Source organism: Sphingobacterium sp. GQ94 (assembly GCF_059758715.1).
In genome coordinates this window covers 167,463-184,872 of sequence record NZ_JCAXEC010000004.1, presented here as the reverse complement: position 1 = coordinate 184,872, position 17,410 = coordinate 167,463, and the positions used below count along the sequence as shown (strand labels likewise).

At 33.2% G+C, this 17,410-nt stretch carries 20 protein-coding genes; 19 read left to right on the top strand and 1 reads right to left on the bottom strand.

What is annotated here, in order from left to right; all coding sequences use genetic code 11:
- Position 1 precedes the first annotated feature (1 nt).
- The 3 genes from AC6CHH_RS05920 to AC6CHH_RS05910 all read left to right on the top strand — a co-directional run bounded on the left by AC6CHH_RS05920 (position 2) and on the right by AC6CHH_RS05910 (position 5,074).
- Complete coding sequence (locus AC6CHH_RS05920) at positions 2–2,509, top strand: McrB family protein (RefSeq protein WP_498280724.1); 2,508 nt, start codon at positions 2–4, stop codon at positions 2,507–2,509.
- A complete protein-coding gene (locus tag AC6CHH_RS05915) occupies positions 2,509–3,738 on the top strand; it encodes an McrC family protein (protein ID WP_498280722.1) in 1,230 nt (409 codons plus the stop codon). Before AC6CHH_RS05920 ends, AC6CHH_RS05915 begins: the two co-directional genes overlap by 1 nt.
- A 208-nt stretch (positions 3,739–3,946) precedes the next feature.
- Positions 3,947–5,074: a Fic family protein gene (locus AC6CHH_RS05910; RefSeq protein ID WP_498280720.1), complete on the top strand. Its 1,128-nt coding sequence runs from the start codon at positions 3,947–3,949 to the stop codon at positions 5,072–5,074.
- A 379-nt stretch (positions 5,075–5,453) separates the two neighbouring features.
- Here the strand turns inward: AC6CHH_RS05910 and AC6CHH_RS05905 are convergent, their stop codons facing one another.
- Entirely contained in the window at positions 5,454–5,945 is a 492-nt protein-coding gene (locus tag AC6CHH_RS05905; protein WP_498280718.1) for a DinB family protein, read from the bottom strand.
- A 525-nt stretch (positions 5,946–6,470) separates the two neighbouring features.
- On the opposite strand from AC6CHH_RS05905, the gene AC6CHH_RS05900 reads away from it, so the two are divergent.
- The 16 genes from AC6CHH_RS05900 to AC6CHH_RS05825 all read left to right on the top strand — a co-directional run bounded on the left by AC6CHH_RS05900 (position 6,471) and on the right by AC6CHH_RS05825 (position 17,382).
- Complete coding sequence (locus AC6CHH_RS05900; RefSeq protein ID WP_498280716.1) at positions 6,471–6,830, top strand: hypothetical protein; 360 nt, start codon at positions 6,471–6,473, stop codon at positions 6,828–6,830.
- 145 nt (positions 6,831–6,975) lie between these two features.
- Positions 6,976–7,665 carry a hypothetical protein gene (locus tag AC6CHH_RS05895; protein ID WP_498280714.1) on the top strand — a complete coding sequence of 230 codons (690 nt, stop codon included), beginning with the start codon at positions 6,976–6,978 and terminating at the stop codon, positions 7,663–7,665.
- Positions 7,666–8,082: 417 nt separating this feature from the next.
- Complete coding sequence (locus AC6CHH_RS05890; RefSeq protein WP_498280712.1) at positions 8,083–8,778, top strand: hypothetical protein; 696 nt, start codon at positions 8,083–8,085, stop codon at positions 8,776–8,778.
- A 265-nt stretch (positions 8,779–9,043) separates the two neighbouring features.
- Positions 9,044–9,448, top strand: coding sequence for a hypothetical protein (locus tag AC6CHH_RS05885; protein WP_498280710.1), 405 nt, complete (start codon positions 9,044–9,046; stop codon positions 9,446–9,448).
- 662 nt (positions 9,449–10,110) lie between these two features.
- Positions 10,111–10,452 carry a hypothetical protein gene (locus tag AC6CHH_RS05880; protein WP_498280708.1) on the top strand — a complete coding sequence of 114 codons (342 nt, stop codon included), beginning with the start codon at positions 10,111–10,113 and terminating at the stop codon, positions 10,450–10,452.
- A 291-nt stretch (positions 10,453–10,743) separates the two neighbouring features.
- Positions 10,744–11,181, top strand: a complete 438-nt coding sequence (locus tag AC6CHH_RS05875; protein ID WP_498280706.1) for a hypothetical protein — start codon at positions 10,744–10,746, stop codon at positions 11,179–11,181.
- 431 nt (positions 11,182–11,612) lie between these two features.
- A complete protein-coding gene (locus AC6CHH_RS05870) occupies positions 11,613–11,792 on the top strand; it encodes a hypothetical protein (RefSeq protein ID WP_498280704.1) in 180 nt (59 codons plus the stop codon).
- Between the two features lie 337 nt (positions 11,793–12,129).
- Positions 12,130–12,297, top strand: coding sequence for a hypothetical protein (locus AC6CHH_RS05865; RefSeq protein WP_498280701.1), 168 nt, complete (start codon positions 12,130–12,132; stop codon positions 12,295–12,297).
- Positions 12,298–12,389: 92 nt separating this feature from the next.
- On the top strand, positions 12,390–12,791 hold the full coding sequence (locus AC6CHH_RS05860; protein ID WP_498280699.1) for a hypothetical protein: 402 nt from the start codon (positions 12,390–12,392) through the stop codon (positions 12,789–12,791).
- A gap of 298 nt (positions 12,792–13,089) precedes the next feature.
- A complete protein-coding gene (locus AC6CHH_RS05855; RefSeq protein ID WP_498280697.1) occupies positions 13,090–13,326 on the top strand; it encodes a hypothetical protein in 237 nt (78 codons plus the stop codon).
- A complete protein-coding gene (locus AC6CHH_RS05850; RefSeq protein ID WP_498280695.1) occupies positions 13,316–13,882 on the top strand; it encodes a suppressor of fused domain protein in 567 nt (188 codons plus the stop codon). The genes AC6CHH_RS05855 and AC6CHH_RS05850 overlap by 11 nt, the downstream gene beginning before the upstream one ends.
- A gap of 393 nt (positions 13,883–14,275) precedes the next feature.
- Positions 14,276–14,773, top strand: a complete 498-nt coding sequence (locus AC6CHH_RS05845; RefSeq protein WP_498280693.1) for a hypothetical protein — start codon at positions 14,276–14,278, stop codon at positions 14,771–14,773.
- Positions 14,774–14,795: 22 nt separating this feature from the next.
- The gene (locus AC6CHH_RS05840; RefSeq protein ID WP_498280691.1) at positions 14,796–15,083 is read left to right on the top strand and encodes an immunity 53 family protein; all 288 of its coding nucleotides are present in this window, start codon (positions 14,796–14,798) and stop codon (positions 15,081–15,083) included.
- Between the two features lie 502 nt (positions 15,084–15,585).
- Entirely contained in the window at positions 15,586–15,918 is a 333-nt protein-coding gene (locus AC6CHH_RS05835) for a hypothetical protein (RefSeq protein ID WP_498280689.1), read from the top strand.
- A gap of 7 nt (positions 15,919–15,925) precedes the next feature.
- Positions 15,926–16,282 (top strand): hypothetical protein, encoded by a 357-nt coding sequence (locus AC6CHH_RS05830; RefSeq protein WP_498280687.1) that lies wholly within the window; start codon positions 15,926–15,928, stop codon positions 16,280–16,282.
- Positions 16,283–16,908: 626 nt separating this feature from the next.
- A complete protein-coding gene (locus AC6CHH_RS05825) occupies positions 16,909–17,382 on the top strand; it encodes a hypothetical protein (protein WP_498280685.1) in 474 nt (157 codons plus the stop codon).
- Positions 17,383–17,410: the final 28 nt, after the last annotated feature.

The following is a 17,410-nucleotide window of genomic DNA, read 5'->3' as shown; positions in this document are numbered from 1 at the left end:
TATGTTAACATATAAAGATTACGAAAAAGCAGTTTTCGATTGGCTATTTGAAAAAAATAAGACAACAGGATTCACTTTTGGTCTTAGAAGGGTGGCGTCGAATGGCGCTGAGACAGATTATTTTATCGGTAAAGAAGCATCTCACTATTTTGGCACTACTTTTTGGACAATTCCCGTTTCGTTTCCTGGTTCATCAGGAGATCTTATCCAGTTGATTTTTCAATATACGAGTAATAAAAAAGAGCTTATTTATTTTTTCGAATGTAATCAGACAAAAGAGCCTAATAGTTCTCAAAATCAATATGCTTTAGAGTTGATCCAAAACCTCAAAGAACCTTTAGAACAGAAATTTGGATTGAAGAGACCTTTCAACCCTAATGCTAAGATGTATAATTTTCAGATTAAACCCATCAAGGTTTCGTATGAAAACATTGAGGCTTTGTTAAAGGATGTTGATATTCAATTGCTTGATTTTATCAATATCGTAGATAGCAATATTAATGCATTAAAGAGTAAGTATTCAGATTTTAAGGCAGATAAAATTACTGGTGATGATTTTGAGATCAATTTAGACAAAACATATAAAAGAATTGAGAAGTATTCAGGGACAGAGGGCGATAATCCGGAAATAGTAAACAGCTATAGTATTTCGAAAGAATTATTTGATATTGTCCATTCTAATTTAAAACTATCCGAACACTATTTCTCTGGTTTAGATGCAATAATCGTAAAAATTGATTTGAAACCAAATGACCAACGTGTGTATTATAATTATCGTAAAGACAGATTGATTTTTGGGATAGGTCAGCGTTATATTTGGTGTATTGAAACTAAGAAAAATTATTTGAGGTATATTTCTAAAACGCCTACTGAAGCAGTATACGAACCCTTCGAAAAGGGGAAAGAAGCGTATCTAAATTCTACTCACGATTTTTCACGTCAAGATATTCTAGACTTAACAATAGCTCCAATCCAAGAAACACTTGCTAGTACCGTTGTTTCTGGTTTTTTACGATATAATAAATCTGATTTTGAAAAAATGGTTTTTGATAAAGAATTTCGTCAAGCTGTTTTTGATAAAACTATTCATGTTTTTGAAGAGAATTTGAAAAACCATGAACACGATATGTCAGCACCGTTAAACCAAATACTATATGGTCCTCCAGGAACAGGAAAAACTTACCATACGATTAATAAAGCTTTAGCTATTATTGAAAACAAGCCTATTGAATCGATAATCCACGAAAAAAGAGAGGTTTTAAAAGCTAGATTTAAGGACTATGTAGATGCTGATCAGATTGTTTTTACAACTTTTCACCAGTCCATGAGCTATGAGGATTTTGTAGAAGGGATAAAACCGTTAATAGAGGAAGATAACGAAGGAAATAAGCAGGTTGTTTACGATGTAAAGGCAGGAATATTAAAACAATTGGTTGGTAATATTCGCTTGGAGAAAAAAAACACCAGTTATACCAAGAATTATGGTTTTGATGACGCATGGAATGAGCTGCTCGAGTTGGTAAACGAAGCTTCAGATAAGGAACTTGAATATAAATTGGATATTCTAACTCCGAATCTGGGCATGCTGGTTAAAGATATTACTTCCAATGGTAATCTTACTCTGAAACCTTCAAAAGGAGGAGTGAAAGAATATGTGGTTTCTTATGCGAGAGCAAAGAAGCTTCAGGAGGCTTTTCCAGATTTGTCTATTGTCAAAAATATAGATAAGGAGTTTAGAGCTGTTGTAGGAGGTCTTAATTCTACTGCTTATTGGTCTGTAATCAATTTTATTAATACAAAAATAGCAGCTAATACACCGGGAGGTATTAGAAACGATAAAGAAATCAAGAAGAACTATGTGTTAATCATTGATGAGATCAATCGAGGAAATGTATCGGCTATTTTTGGTGAACTGATTACATTGATTGAAGATTCGAAACGCGAAGGTAAGGAAGAAGCATTAGAAGTTACTTTACCGTACAGTAAAGAAAAATTTTCCGTACCATCAAATTTGCATATCATTGGTACGATGAACACAGCTGACCGTTCGGTCGAGTCTTTAGATACAGCTTTGCGTAGACGTTTTGTTTTTGAAGAGATGTTGCCAATAACTGATCTGGAAGAATTAACTTACGACATCTTTGATTACGCAGCGGGAGATGTGTTGAGGCGAATTAATATGCGCATTGAAAAGTTGATAGATAGAGATCATTGTATAGGTCACGCTTACTTTATTGGAAAAAATGAGGAAACTATCATTGATTCATTTTATAAAAACATCATACCGTTATTACAAGAATATTTCTTTGGTGATTATGGAAAGATAGGCTTAGTATTGGGCAAAGGTTTCGTGCGTTTGAAAAAAGAAGAAAAGAATATATTTGCTGATTTTGACTATGATTATGTAGACGAATTGGAAAGCAAACCTATATATGAAATCATCGATTATCGTACCCATAATGAAGAGTTTTTATCTTTCGAACAAGCGATCCAAGATCTGATGCACTAATGATTGCAAAAGATTTAAAACATATTATCCGATTCGAGCATGAAAAGCTTTTGTTTGATATGCAGATTGAACAAGAGTATAAGCTCTATAGAGCGCTAGAAGCTTATCATGGGAATTATACACCATTCTTTAAACTCATACGGAATGGGGTACAGTTCTGTGCGTATGTCGGGGTATTGCACGTAGGTGATACTATTATAGAAATTTTGCCGAAAGCCGATAAATCTACGGATGTTTCTGCCTGGCAAAATATCTTGATCAATATGATTCGATCGGTATGGGGATTTTCAGTCAAAGAATCTGGTTCATCTAATTTGAAGCTGAAGCACAATTCGGTATTGGATTTATATTTTGAGCTGTTCGTTACCGAATTAGAATCTTTAATTCATAGCGGATTAATAAAGAAATATGCTCGTCAGGAGCATAATGTTAAAGCATTAAAGGGTAAATTATCTTTCTCGAAGCATATACAGCAGAATATTATTCATAAAGAGCGATTTTATATCGAAACCACAGTTTATACTGTTCAGCATCAATTGCATCAAATCATTTATGCAGCTTTATTGTTGATTCAAAGGCTCAATCGAAATGTTTTACTGGCTTCTCGAATTGGAAATTTGCTGCTGAATTTTCCAGAGCAAGAAAAGATCAAGGTGAAAAGCAAGACCTTTGATACTATTACTTACGATCGTAAATCGCAGGTTTATAGGACCATTATTGATATTGCGGAGCAGATACTGTTAAACTATCATCCAGATATTAGTAAGGGGCGTAGACATATACTTGCTTTAATGTTTGATATGAATGCTTTATGGGAGCAATTTGTTTTAGGCTTATTGTGTAAATCATTAAAGGATTATAAAGTTTCTGGCCAGGTTAGTAAGCGTTTTTGGCGAGGTGATTCACTGAGTTCTAGTATGCGTCCAGATATTGTTTTAACCAACAAAGTTTCTACAATTGTTATCGATACCAAATGGAAAAACTTGGAAGGTAAAAGCCCTTCTCCAGATGACTTGCGTCAGATGTTCGTTTATCATGAGTATTTCGAGGCGCGTAAGGTTATATTGTTGTATCCTGGTGATGACAATTTAATTCAAGGACAGTTTTACTTAAAAGACCAATCAGGTTTTGATAATAAACATTGTCACGTTCTACAAATTACTACTGAAAAAAATTTCAAACTGTGGAAGGAGATAGTAGTAGAGAAGATAAGTAATCTACTAACTTAACCCTATTTTTTTTGATTGTTGTTCAGGCATAGTTGTTGATTTTATTTGAAATAGCAATCATTTATAATGAAAATCAACTATGTTTAGTTCACGAGTTTGATCGAGGAAACGAAAGGTTACAGCGGACGGATCAATTATTAACTAAAGAATACGCTAAATAATTTGCGGAGAATAAATAGATTATTCTCCGCTTTATATGCGGTAAATAATGCCTATATTTACCGCATATAATTTTGAGGTCATGGCAGTCTATATACACGAACGACATAATTGGACAGATTTTCATTGGGAAGATGAGAAGATACTTAATCTATTAAGTGAAGTTCGGCATCTACAAGGAAAGCTTATTGGGAAAGTAGAGTTGCTAGGATTTGAGTTAAAAGACGAAGCAAATTTGGAAACACTTATCCAAGATGTTGTTCAATCATCAGAAATAGAGGGAGAGATATTAAATCCAGAACAAGTGCGCTCATCAATAGCGACTCGATTAGGGTTGGACAACTCAGGTCTTGTTAATTCTGATCGTCATATCGATGGTGTTGTAGAAATGATGCTAGACGCGACACAAAATGCAGATAAAGCTATAAGCAAAGAAAGATTATTTGGTTGGCATGGTGCATTATTTCCAATCGGAAGAAGTGGCTTGTACAAGATTGATGTAGCACAATGGAGAAGTGGAGATATGCAAGTCGTTTCGGGAGGAATGGGAAAAGAAGCTGTACACTTTGAAGCACCTAAAGCTGAACGACTCGAAGAAGAAATGAAGAGATTCATAGGCTGGTTTAATACGGATTCTCTTATAGATCCAGTCTTAAAAGCTGCTATTGTACATTTATGGTTTGTGACTATACATCCATTTGATGATGGAAACGGACGTATTGCTCGTGCATTAACAGATATGCAACTATCGAAAGCGGATGGTGTCAATCAACGCTTTTATAGTATGTCTGCGCAAATTAAACAGGAACGTAAGGAATATTATACGATTCTAGAGAAAACGCAAAAAGGAGATTCAGATATTACCAATTGGGTAGTTTGGTTTTTAAACTGCCTCAAAGGAGCTATTATTGCGTCGAATACGATAATAGATAAAGTCGTTAGAAAACATCACTTTTGGATGCAAAACAATGTTAATATCAGTAATAATCGCCAACGAATGATGTTGAATAAATTAATGGATAATTTTAAAGGAAATCTGACTTCATCAAAATGGGCAAAGATGACAAAGGTTTCTGCAGATACTGCATTACGAGATATTACAGATCTAGTTAGTAAAGGTGTCCTAATTAAGGCTGATTCGGGTGGCAGAAGCACAAATTATGAGCTAAATTGGTAGTTTTTTAAGGTTTACCGACTACAAAACGCTATTTGTAGTCAGTAAATTGAAAAAAGTAAAACTTTATAATGTTGTCGTAAAACTCTTTAATTCAGTATTTTATTTTTGATTATTAATATTTTGTAGTCATGTAGTCACGTAGTCAGTAGATTTTCAACTTTCCAGAAGTCTCTATCGTTTTTTTTAAAGAAAATGTGACAATTGGTGAGATAACAGGAGAAATTACTGCTGATGTTGAAAACTTATTTTTCTCTAAAATTACTGTGCTTTTGCTACACCTTGATGGTTGGTAATATGCTGATAATTAAGTTATTGGTAGATATTGTATCGGCAAATAAATCTGTCTTTCTTTAGTTTACTTAGTGTTCTGTATTACGGTTTATCGTATTAGAATCGTACTTTTTTTGTCTAGTAGTTTTAAATACGTGAAAATTATTCCACTATGCTCCGCTTCGTGAAAGTTAGCAGCTTGTAGTGCCTGTATATGATTTTTCATTTGAAAACCAATAGGTAAGCTAACAGGTTCATAGTTTACAAATAATCGCGATTCCAGATCTTCCTCAAGGTGATTAACTGTATCAAGCAATAAATGTTTCACTTCATTAACATCTGGAATAATTTTCCAAGAACGTGGAGATGTACCAATTTTGAAGGTTTCCATGAATTCTTGTGATATATACATTGGTAATCCACTACGCATATACATGTGTCTCTGTTGCGATGTGATACAATGACCAATTTGCCAGATTATATTATTGTTAAAATTTTCAGGTATTTTAAATAGTATTTCGTAATCAACTGTTTCTATTAATTGCAATAACCTAGTCCTGCTAGCTCTTAAAATTTCACATTCGAATCGGTCACTAGTCATGTATATTGTTTTAACTCCAAATAACAAAATATAAAAGACCCTAAATTTACCTTTTTTAAGTTTAAATTTGAAATTTTATTATTCATAAATCTTACCCCTAGGACTTATTATTGCAATGATTCAGCAAAAACTAATGTTATAACGAAGTGCTGTTTTTATTTCGCTACACAAAGAGAAAGAAGATATTAAAGAGTTTTATCAATACTGATCAACTAAAGACCTATCTGATTTATTTGTTAGAAAATGTGTTTGGTATAATTATTATCAAAACCTCCATATTTCTAAGGATGTTTTTGAAGACAAGGAGAATAATCAATCTATCGGGAACTTGAAAATACCGATACGGCATTATACAATATGATAGAAAAGCATTTAGATTGGAAAATCGAAAAGCTTCAATGAGGCCGTTAAAATATATTTTTTATTAAAAGTTGTTCAATTGTATAACTTTTCTAGTTAAATTTATTTTATAGCAACTGTTATAAGGATGATAATAGAGAAGGTATGGTTTAATTGTAAAGTAAGATGAAATACTCTATAGAATCATTGATGTCTCTTGTTGATTCCGGGAAATTGCCGGTTTTGTTGGATGGTGATATTCAGGCTATCCTAGACTCTATCAATGATTGGCCTCATCGAGTTGAAGGTTTAAATATTTTTGTTCGGTTATTATCACAATCTGTTGGCAATCCCTTAACCCAAATCAATATTGAAAAATATATTTTGGGATTAGATCCAAGAACTAATGCGTGGGAAAAAGAGGCTCTAACACAATTGATACCACTGTTTTCTCATTATCATAATGGAGGAACACTTGATAAGATCTTTTTAATGATTGAAAAAGAGTTAGAATCTTTTTATGAAGCAACGAAGGCCGATCTTTAAATCGGATTTCGTTGTAATTGCACATAGGCTAAAACTAATGGAATTATTGATGATTTTAAATTTCGTAATGCAGTTATGAGTCCCGCCCAATTTGGCAAGGATTTGAATAATTTTGGAATAGTGATACAAGTAATTAGGCCTTAATATGACAGAAGATATAAAAGAGATAAAAAAAAGAATTACTGAGGATTGGTTAAATTTTTTTTCTCAGCTTTCTGCATATGCACAAAACAAATTATACAAAGTAGTTGGCTCTTGTATTATTGGGATAGAGCTGATCAAATTGCCTCATCCAGAAGAATACCGACCTCACTTTGTAATTTATGCCTTATGGAAGAGTGATGTAAAAAAATGTTTGGATGCACCAGTTTTAATGAAGCAGCTTTATAACAGAAAGGGATTACAATTTGATATCCCTTACGAAAAGCATCCAACTCATTTTAATGACGCCATCGAATGTTTTAGAAAGCAAATTTCAGTTTCATTGATTGATGATATTACTTTGAAATCATTGTTTGAATTTGTGGATAGCCTATTTGGTGATATGTTGGTTAAATCAAATTCAGCAGAGCAGGCAAAACTATTTGAGCTTAAACTTTATACTGCTTTATATACAGGCAATCAATCCCAGGTTCAAAATGTTTTAAATCAAATAAAACAGACGAGTAAAAATTGGAATATGCAGATGGTTGAAATGTGGTATGGGGAATTTGATACTTGGCTACAGGGGTTACAAGAAAAGGGTAATTGCCAAGACGAGTTTTTAAAACAGATAGAAGCAAATAAGCAGGACAAAAAAATATCTCAGTTAAAGAGTTTTGAAATTATCACATAAAACAAAGCCAGGGAGGGGTTTTGTCGATTTAACAGTATCTATGTTCTTGAATTTTACAAGGTTGAAAGTAATCTAAAGAAGTTGTAAAAGCGACATGTAATTATGTAACCACAAATACGATAGCAATAGGGAAATCAGGCTTAAAAACTGTTGCAAAAGTGGCCGCTCAAACCACAAAAGGCGCCTTAAAAACTCCTGGAAACTCAAAAAAAGACGAACTAAAAACTAAAACAAATCGATAAATGAACAGGATAATTAAGGCTTTGCCGCAAAGATTTACTAAAATTATTAAAAAAAGTAGCTACAAAATTAGCAATGAATATAGGTACAAGTGTAATAGGCCTGGCTCTTGGGTATTTGGTCCCAGAGATTTGGTGTGGCGTTACATATTAGACTTAAAAGACGACACCGAAACGAATGAACGATAATCGAAATATACAGACAATAGCTCCATTTTTAGCAGACGACTTTGTTGACTTGGACGAACCAATATTTGACACAGATAAGTATTCCGTTTTCTTAGGCAACAACGCAAACCGACTTGGAGCATTTAAAAAATATTTGGTTTGCAAACTTCACGACAGTTGGATAATTAACGTAAATGAGAATATTGACAAGTTCAGATTAACACTTAACGACTATTCAACCCATGTATTTACTGACAAAATAATTGAGAGATATAATTTGCCCATTGACTCTGACAACATTTCATTTCCATTGGCAATTGAACTTGCTGGAAACATAAAAGTTGAATTCAACAAAGTTGACGATGACGGAAATCTTATTCAAATTAACCAAACACAAATAGACGAATATCTTTACGAACAAGTAACGCAAATAGACAAAGAAAAAATTGAAATCGTCTTTCACTTTTGGAAATCAAACATTAAGGATGACAAACCAGGAGAAAGAATTATAGTAATAGTAACCGCAAATGATTTGAGTATTAAAGAAAATCAAGACCAAGCTTGGGTAGAAGTTTTTGGGCGCAAGTTTGATGACCTTTATCAATATTTTAAGGAGCAATTTGATAGTGACAGATTTGTTTCTGACCAAAACGAATGTGGAAAACTGATTGACGAATTTGAACAGAATCAACTGATGAATGAATGAAAGCCGACCGCATAACAAGGTATTGCCAAAAGCGAGGCTGAACGGCTTCGATTGGATATTTGTGCAAGGTTCAACTTCTGTTCATCGGTTAAACTTTTGTACTAAAAATCCCCGCGCACGGCGGGGTAAAAACTCCGTTTAAACAAGTTTACAAAATGAATAGGATTGATAGAGAAGTGTAAATAGTCTCGAGAGCTACAAAGCATGCTGAGCCATTAACTCAATCAGAAATAAGAACGATAAGAAAATACATTGAGAGTCTGAAATGAGGAATAACGAAATAGAGTTAAAATCTCCCGTACTGCTTGATAGTTTGTTAACTATACAGGTTGATATTGGTAATTATATAGATCTGCACAATGATTATGATTGCCATTCAATTAGTTATGCAGATGTTTCAAAAGAATTGTATTTGAGGTTTGAATTTTGTGAAGATAAAGAAAAAAAGGTTGACTTGGTGTTTGAAGAAGTTGAGATAAATAAGATGTCCTTTAACCTTGGAGACTTGGAAGATGTAAAAACAATTGATAGTCTATATCGTGGGAAGTACGAGGTGCAAAGTGGGCTAAGAGAGTTTACTGATGACGGTAAATCTTATTATTATGTCGAATTCTGTAATGGGGTATCTTTTGAGTTATTTGCAAAAAAACTATTTGCAGTTTATTCTTAACCATTCTGTTTTCTCGGTTCCTGTTAAAAATAAAAGCCCAATCTTTCATCGGATTGGTCTGGGGGCGGTTTATCTCTATGAAAGTTTTACAGAATCAGGATCATCTTCAAAACCAATTGTTCTAAGTCAAAGCGATAATTAGAAAAATAAAGAAACAGGAACAATTTATGAGGTTGATGGCGAATATACAGTTTCTGGTGATCCTTATGTTGGTAGACATAATAAATCTATTCCTAGTGCTTTGGAGTTGCTACAACAAGAAAATCGAAAGATGGAAGAGATAGGACTAAAGCAAAAGTAATTGACACTTATGACCCCGATAATACTCAAGGAGGAAGATATAAAGAACAGAAAGCAATATATGATCGTGGGGTTGTTAATAAATTGGACAATAAGAGAAATGAATTTAATGAGAAAAAGTCGGAAGAATTTAATAAAAAGTATAAAGAATTACTTAATATTTCTCAATCTAACAAAAAAGAACGATGAAAATTAAATAATGACAGAAAATTCACCGTTAAACTAGATAAAATTGGGTCATTTACATGGGAGATTGGACCAGGACAATCAAAAGAAAGAATGTTCGTGATATCTCCAAACGGTAATATTGAAAAACTTCCATTGACGGAACACATTATTTCTTTTGCACCTAAATTGAGAAATTGGGAATTTTATTCAACAAAGCAAAAAAAAAATCATGTTATATATTTAATTTTAATTATAAGGGTGAAAAACTGAATGTAAATGCTAGTGAATGGGGGTATTATTTATTGCAGACTGATGTTAGCTATTACGACATAGTGTTAATTGCGAATAATATATCTTTCTTTGATATCGAAACCGAACATGTGCTTGGGGAAATTTTATTAGATAATATATTGGGGGAACTTATAAGAATCCAGACGTTTGAGTATGTGGATGTAAATTATAATTTTGAAGATAAATATTTAAATAATTTAACAAATATTAAGAAACTTGAAGATCACTTAAATAGTTTAAAATAATCTTAATAATATAAGACAAAAAAATCTAATTAGCAAATAACATGATTGCGTCATCAATACGTTCAATTTTGCAGGTGAACTGCCGAGCCATTTATCTTATTCTTAATATGCCCTATGCAAACATAACACAGAGGCTTTAGAATTACATGTGTTGGTGCATTAAGGAATACACTTATAAGGGCTGAAAGATCTCGGAGAGGCCTGAATGACACTCATGGTTTCAGAGTGTACTATTATGGTCTAGGAAGGCTTAATTCTTCAAATTAAAATTTTATTAAAAAACAAAATCCGATGAAAATCTCAATAAATATTGTAGCAATCTTGCTAATTGCTCTTCTAAAGTCGTGTGTTTGCGATTCCATCGATTTAGGTGAAAGGTATACTCTGCTTGAAGGCGACAAACGTGAGGATAGAGCTGTTGTCTATTGTACGGGCTACAATAACCAATGTTGCGTAAGCGGTCTGTATGTTATCCCCGCGATTGGCTGGCAGTACAATATGTATGTAGAAAAGGTGAAATCGAATAAGGATTGGATTATTGTCCAGACAATCGAAGTCGATAGTCGCAAAGAGGGATACTGGATAGCAAGCAAATCATTTGATCTGTCAATTGTCAATTGTGATTCAGTAAATTGCGATAGTCTGATTCAGTCGAATGTTAAAGGTCCATTAGATGTAAAGGCATTTGGCGACAAGCTAGCTGAACTTAAAATACGACTAAAGTTTTAGCAGATACCTCTTACTGTGCAGTCCAATCCGATAAAGATCGGGTTGTGCTATTTATAGACCATATTTCCTGCGGGCTTGTGTATCCCTAATGTAGGCGTCAATAAAGTCGTAGAGCGCCTGTTTCTTGTTCTCTTCGAGCTGTTCGAGTTCCTGGATACCAGGTGACAGATTTAGTATACCTCCTATAGTCATAGGAACCGACGATGCAGGAATATTTGCAACAAATATTTATTATGCATACGCAAGTGTTTATCTGATGCTAGCTCAATATTATGCTTTTTCTCATTCGGAGGCGATAGAAATTATTTCGGAAATAAATAAGAACAATCCATTTTATCGCTTTACCTAATTCAAACTTCCATGAATCTTAGTGCGGATCGCAACGTAGAAAGGGTATCTTCAAAACAGCATCGAGACCGACGAACACAATAGTGGTACATAAACAATACCATTATCCATTTGTAAGGACCAATGGTATTGTTACTGAAGGGATAAATAATTATCTTTATAATGGCAAGGAGAGACAGGCCGAGCTTGGAGACCAATTGGATTATGGAGCAAGGTTCTATGACTCGAAATATGACGATGGAATGTTGTGGATCCCCTGGTAGAGTATTTTGATGAAGGTTCGCCATATAATTATGGGATGAATTATCCAATAAGGTTTGTGGGTGCAGATGGGAAATCAGCATAAGATACTCTTCAAGGAGTTATAGAAACCGTTGTAAAAATAAGAATTAGATAAGTATCAAACTTAAGTTCAATAGCAAAAGTCAATCCTATAGGTTTTGCTGCTTGGACAGGTTGGCAAGCAGGCGATTTAATGGCAAAAAATATCCAAGGAATAACTGTTGGGCTAATATGGTTAGGTGCAGATCCATATAGTTTATATTCTCCAGATATAATGCCCGATAGATATAAAGTCAATATAGATAGACTGTAGACGATTTGGCGAACGATTCAGAAAAAATTAAAATCAGAAATCAGAAAAAGGATGTTCAATATAAACGAAAAGGAGGAATTAACCAAGCAAATAAAGATTATGATTCGCTAGGGGCTAAAACTCAAAGAACAATTCCAGATAAAGATGGTCGCGCTGGAAAACTATCAGATTGATTAAAAGATATATTTAAGAAATGGTAGTTCAAAAGATAATGCATCAACACTTGAGGTTGTTAATCCTGATGGATCAAAAATAAAATTTAGATATGAACGATAACTCGAAATTGAAGAAGTGGTACCCATTAGAAGTACCAATAAAAGAAATTTATTTTCAGAGTTTGATTGATGAGTCCGAGAAATTAATGCTTAAATTCTCATTGGAATCTGAGGAGAAGTATTTGGAGTTTAATTTTGGATATGGTGTAATATTTTATCAAAAATTGACAGAAACTGTTGCGCTAAAATTTTTAGACGATTATAGTCTTGAAATATTTCAAAATCCCTTTTTTTTACTAAATCAATCCGTCTATACGGATGAAATCATTATTAAAGGTAGTTATAATATAATTGATAATCAGGATTTTTTTAGTTTCGTTTTTAGGCATGATGATGGAATAATAATTATTATTGCAAGGGGATATCCGGAAGTGAAGTTAATAGATTTTTAATCAATAGGATGATGAATTGAGTGAGAAAAGGAAAAGTTAATTATGAAAAAAGGGATTAATGTATAATAAATGGTTTTGTTCATTATTTTTTTAATGATATTCAGATATCATTTGAAGAGATTCCCTGCATTGAATTAGATGTTAATTTTGCATTAGGGATTCATTCTAAATATACTAGAGAACAAAAACTGGTTGCTATCGGGTTATCTACATACGGAATGCAAAGTACCAATAGGGAAGGTTCAGCATTGAATAAGCAAATAAATACAGAAGGCGAATTTTTCTCATAGTAAGATGTATGATAATTGTGCAATTAATGGAGGTGGTCGACCATGAACCTGAATTAATTAAAAGATACTATGATGGTGACCGAAGTACTGGAGAGAAGCCAGGTCATCAAATGTCACCAGAGGAAAGAAAAGCTAGTGCAAATGATAGAACGAGGATGAAAAATCAAGATAGAGCTGAATCTAACAGTCAAGGTGGTAAAGCAAAAAAATATTCAATGGATCAAAAGAAGAAATATGAATTATAGTGCTGAAGATTATAAGAGTAAAATTATAAGTCATTACTCAAGTGTTTGGAATGGAGACTTTCAAGAAAGGAAATGGTTAAACGGACCAATCATGCAAACTGTACCACACTTTTCTATACTAGAATATAAGCCTTATTCATCTAGAGAAATGTGGATGTATGCTACTTGTGGCATGTCTACTCATACGCATAAATCCCCCATTGAGTTGCATATATTTTCATCTATACAAGATGATTCAATTATTGAACTTCTCAGCGTTATTTGTTATTATCATAATGTAGAGTCTAATCTTGATTTGGGGCATACTGTGAATTTGGGCCGTTCCTGGCAAGGCTCTTCTGAATTATCATTTGGATTGCTTTCTCTGCCATATTTAGATGGACCAAATTTGGAGATTATGCGTTGTAAGAACAAGGATATTCATTTTTATTGGCTTATACCAGTAACAAAAGCAGAAGTAGAATATAAAAAAGTGTTTGGTTTGGAGGCATTAGAAGTTAAATTCGATGCTAATGAATTCGATTATCTGAATCCTAATAGAAGAAGTGTTGTTTAGGTAACGAGAGTGAAATTCGGGTCATTCTGGTACTTTATTGCTTATCTGATAGATTGCATAAGTGTTTATGCAGCCTAACCAAATTATTATACATTTACTTAAATTTTGATAATAAATTATTTGTTAATTTTTAGAAATCAGAAAGGATGGATAGCAACTGTTAAATTCGCCTTGCATTGATTTAAAGTTCCATATTCGAGTAAGGACGGGATTAATCCAGATGATGTAGAAAATTGAAAAACCTATAACGATTTACCATTCCGAGAAGGATATCCCTTCCTTTTGTAGTCAAAGAGAAATAGATTAGCTAATTAATATAACTTATTAAAAATCATATTGACTATTTTGACATTTATTTATTCATTTTTAGAATCAAGATCCCAAAATGTTTTATTGCCGAAGTCTCAATATACCTGGAGTGCGTCCCAGGGTCCAAAAGAATTCAATGGGAAGCTTCAATTTTCATTTGTAAATGAAATAATGGATTCCCGAATTTTGGAACTCTATTGTCTGGAGAGTGCCTATTTAGATGCTCAAGATGGTGGTGTTTTCCAATTATATTTTCCCTATTCAACAAGTTTTGGGGGCCTGTATAATAATCAAGGGGGGTCAGAATGGCAAACCTTTTTCACTTCTGCCAACTCCAATAATTCAACATCTGATTGGAAAGCAAAGAATATGATTATATTTGATAAGGTTGGAATTGGTGTTGAGAATCTGTTAGAAAAACTTGCTGTTAAAGGCAATATTCGAGCACAAGAAATCAAAGTGAAGGCTACCAATTGGCCAGATTATGTTTTCAAGAAAGATTACCCTCTTTTGTCTTTAAAAGAAATTGAAAAATTCATTGACGAACACAGTGATTTGGTTGATGTTCCAAAACCAGAATAATTACCGAAAAAGAATAATTAATATGGAATTAATAGATTGGGTATCAAAATGGTATATTGATAATTCCGATGGAGATTGGGAACATACATCTGGTGTTTTAATAGAAACATTAGATAATCCTGGTTGGTCTATTAAAATTGATTTGATTAGTACTCCATTGGAAGGTAAACAGCTTGCTGAAGTATTAGTAAATAAGTCTGAAAACGATTGGATCAAATTTTGTTCAGACGGGAAGCGTTTTATAGGCTATGGTGATGCTAGTAAACTCAAGTACCTAATAGAGAGTTTTAAGTCTTTTAGTCAATTATAGAAATGATTACACAAATAAAGCCCTCGATTGAGGGCTTTGTTGTTTTACTATGAATATGCTTTACCTGTTTTGGCATCGCGAATAATTGCATTGGTCATGTCCAGGAGTCAATCTTTAATGGATGGTTCGAGTTCTTCGATCTCATCGATAAGTTTGAGTGTCTACTTGTTAAAACCTGTTTTTTTACCTTCTCCAGCCAGTTAATCTTTGTCATGGATTTTGTTAACTTGAATAAGGAAACCAATCGATGGAAGATTGTTTTTTTTAATAAAACTTGGAAATAGTTATCTAGATTTGAGTAAACATGAATAACACATTCAAGCAAATTTTTGCGATTATTATCGTTTATTTTATTATTTCATGTGAAAATTCCAATATTTACAAACTAAAACTTTTACAAAGGCGGCTGGAAAGATTTTGTTGACTACGAGCGCAATAACAGGTGCGACATGGGATTTGGCTTGGGCAGATCCGGACCCTGTTGCTAAAACTATTCTGACTATTGGCACTGCTCTTAATAGTGCTTATTGCAAACAAGATTTATAATTACAATAATAGACATGCTGTCAATTCTAATAAACACGAGAAAGGGGAGAAATTACCAACACCCGACACTGAAATAGAAAAGATTAAGAAAAAACGAAGAGATCAAGGATGGAAGAATAAGGAAATGAGTGAGATATATCAGAAAAGCCATTCCTCTCATGGCAATAAAAAGAACGAAGGGAATCAGTGGAAAGTCTGGCTTAAAGGTACCTCTGATTTTGGCCCGAACTCTAAAAAATCGGGAGAAAGGACTACTCTTGATCAAAAAGGAATTGTAGTTGGAAATTAATAAGAATATGAAATTCGAAGAATTATATAAAAAATCCATGGAACTATGGCCAGAGGTAATTGATATCTCTGATGGAGAAATAACTGGAAATGGAGTTTTGTTTAAGAACTTGTCTTTAATTTGGAATGAGGTCGAAATTATATCAAAATTAAAAGGTGAATGGTATGATTTAATGGCTTGGATAGTTTTTGGAAATCTTCATGATATAGCCAAACATCAGTTTCACGAAGGCAGAAATAAGATAAAAAAAACAGAACTGAACATAGATAAAATCAAACAGGATCTTATAGAAAATCTACAAGAAGATGATTATGGAGATATGTTAAATGACTTTATAAAGCTTAATCCAACTTTTAAAACTTAAAGCTCAATAAGCCTGGTAACTTTTTTACAATTGCTGGGTTTTGTGCTCAGGAAAGGCAAAATAGAAGACACCAAAAGGAATTAATTCAACGATTAACAAAGGTGCAAGGGGGAGTTGCCGTAGGAGGAGTTCGTGAAGTGGCCAAACGGAAAATCGATAAGAAAATAAATTAACAAGGTTATATGAGCAAAAAGAATGGGAATGAAGATACACCACTTTTTAAAATATCAAACTGATATTTACATATTAAAACCTGGAAAGTTCATTTAGGAACGGTATTGATACTGCTATTAGTAGGGTAATTTATTTATGGAACAACCGAAACAATTGAGGATTATCGCCTAGCTAATAATAGTAAACTTACCAAAGGTCTAGTAACTTCCAGGAAGAAAGTAGGGGCGAAAGGGACTTTAAGTATTGATTATAAGTTTCACGTAGATAATGTAGAATATACAGGGGAAACCACAAATGAAAGGTATGAAACTGGTGATAGCTTATACGTTATATACTTGCAAAAAGAGCCTACAATCAATTGATCACATTTAAGAGGTACTTTGCAATCATTACCTGCAAGATCAACATTAAGAAGTATAGTCCCAACCATATATTCTAAATAACTAATAATTATGAAATTGAATATTTTATTGACATTATTGAGCGGATTTATCTTCTCTTGTTCTGTAAGCAAAAAGTTTGCTAGCAGTGATTTGATTGGTAGTTTTTATGGTGTGTCTAATGGTTCTATGCCAAATACATCAATCCAATATTCTTTGGAATTAAAAACAGATAATGCGTTTACACTTAAAATACAAGGACACGATTATCGACCAGAATGTATTGGAGTATGGGAACATAAAGATGATACTATATTTTTAAAATGTAACGAAGTAAAAGACATTGGCATTATGCTCTCCAATGGTTACATGAACCAACGAGAATTTAAGGGTGTGATAAAAAAAAGAAATAAATTAAAACTCGATAATGTTGTTTTAAAGAGAAAACAAAAAAAACAAATATCCCAAGCTGTAAGCCAGGGATATTTGTTTTATCCAAACACCTGTTTGGTAGTTACATTTTGCAGTTATCCGTCAATGGCATAACGAACGATGTGATGGAGACGATTTAGAA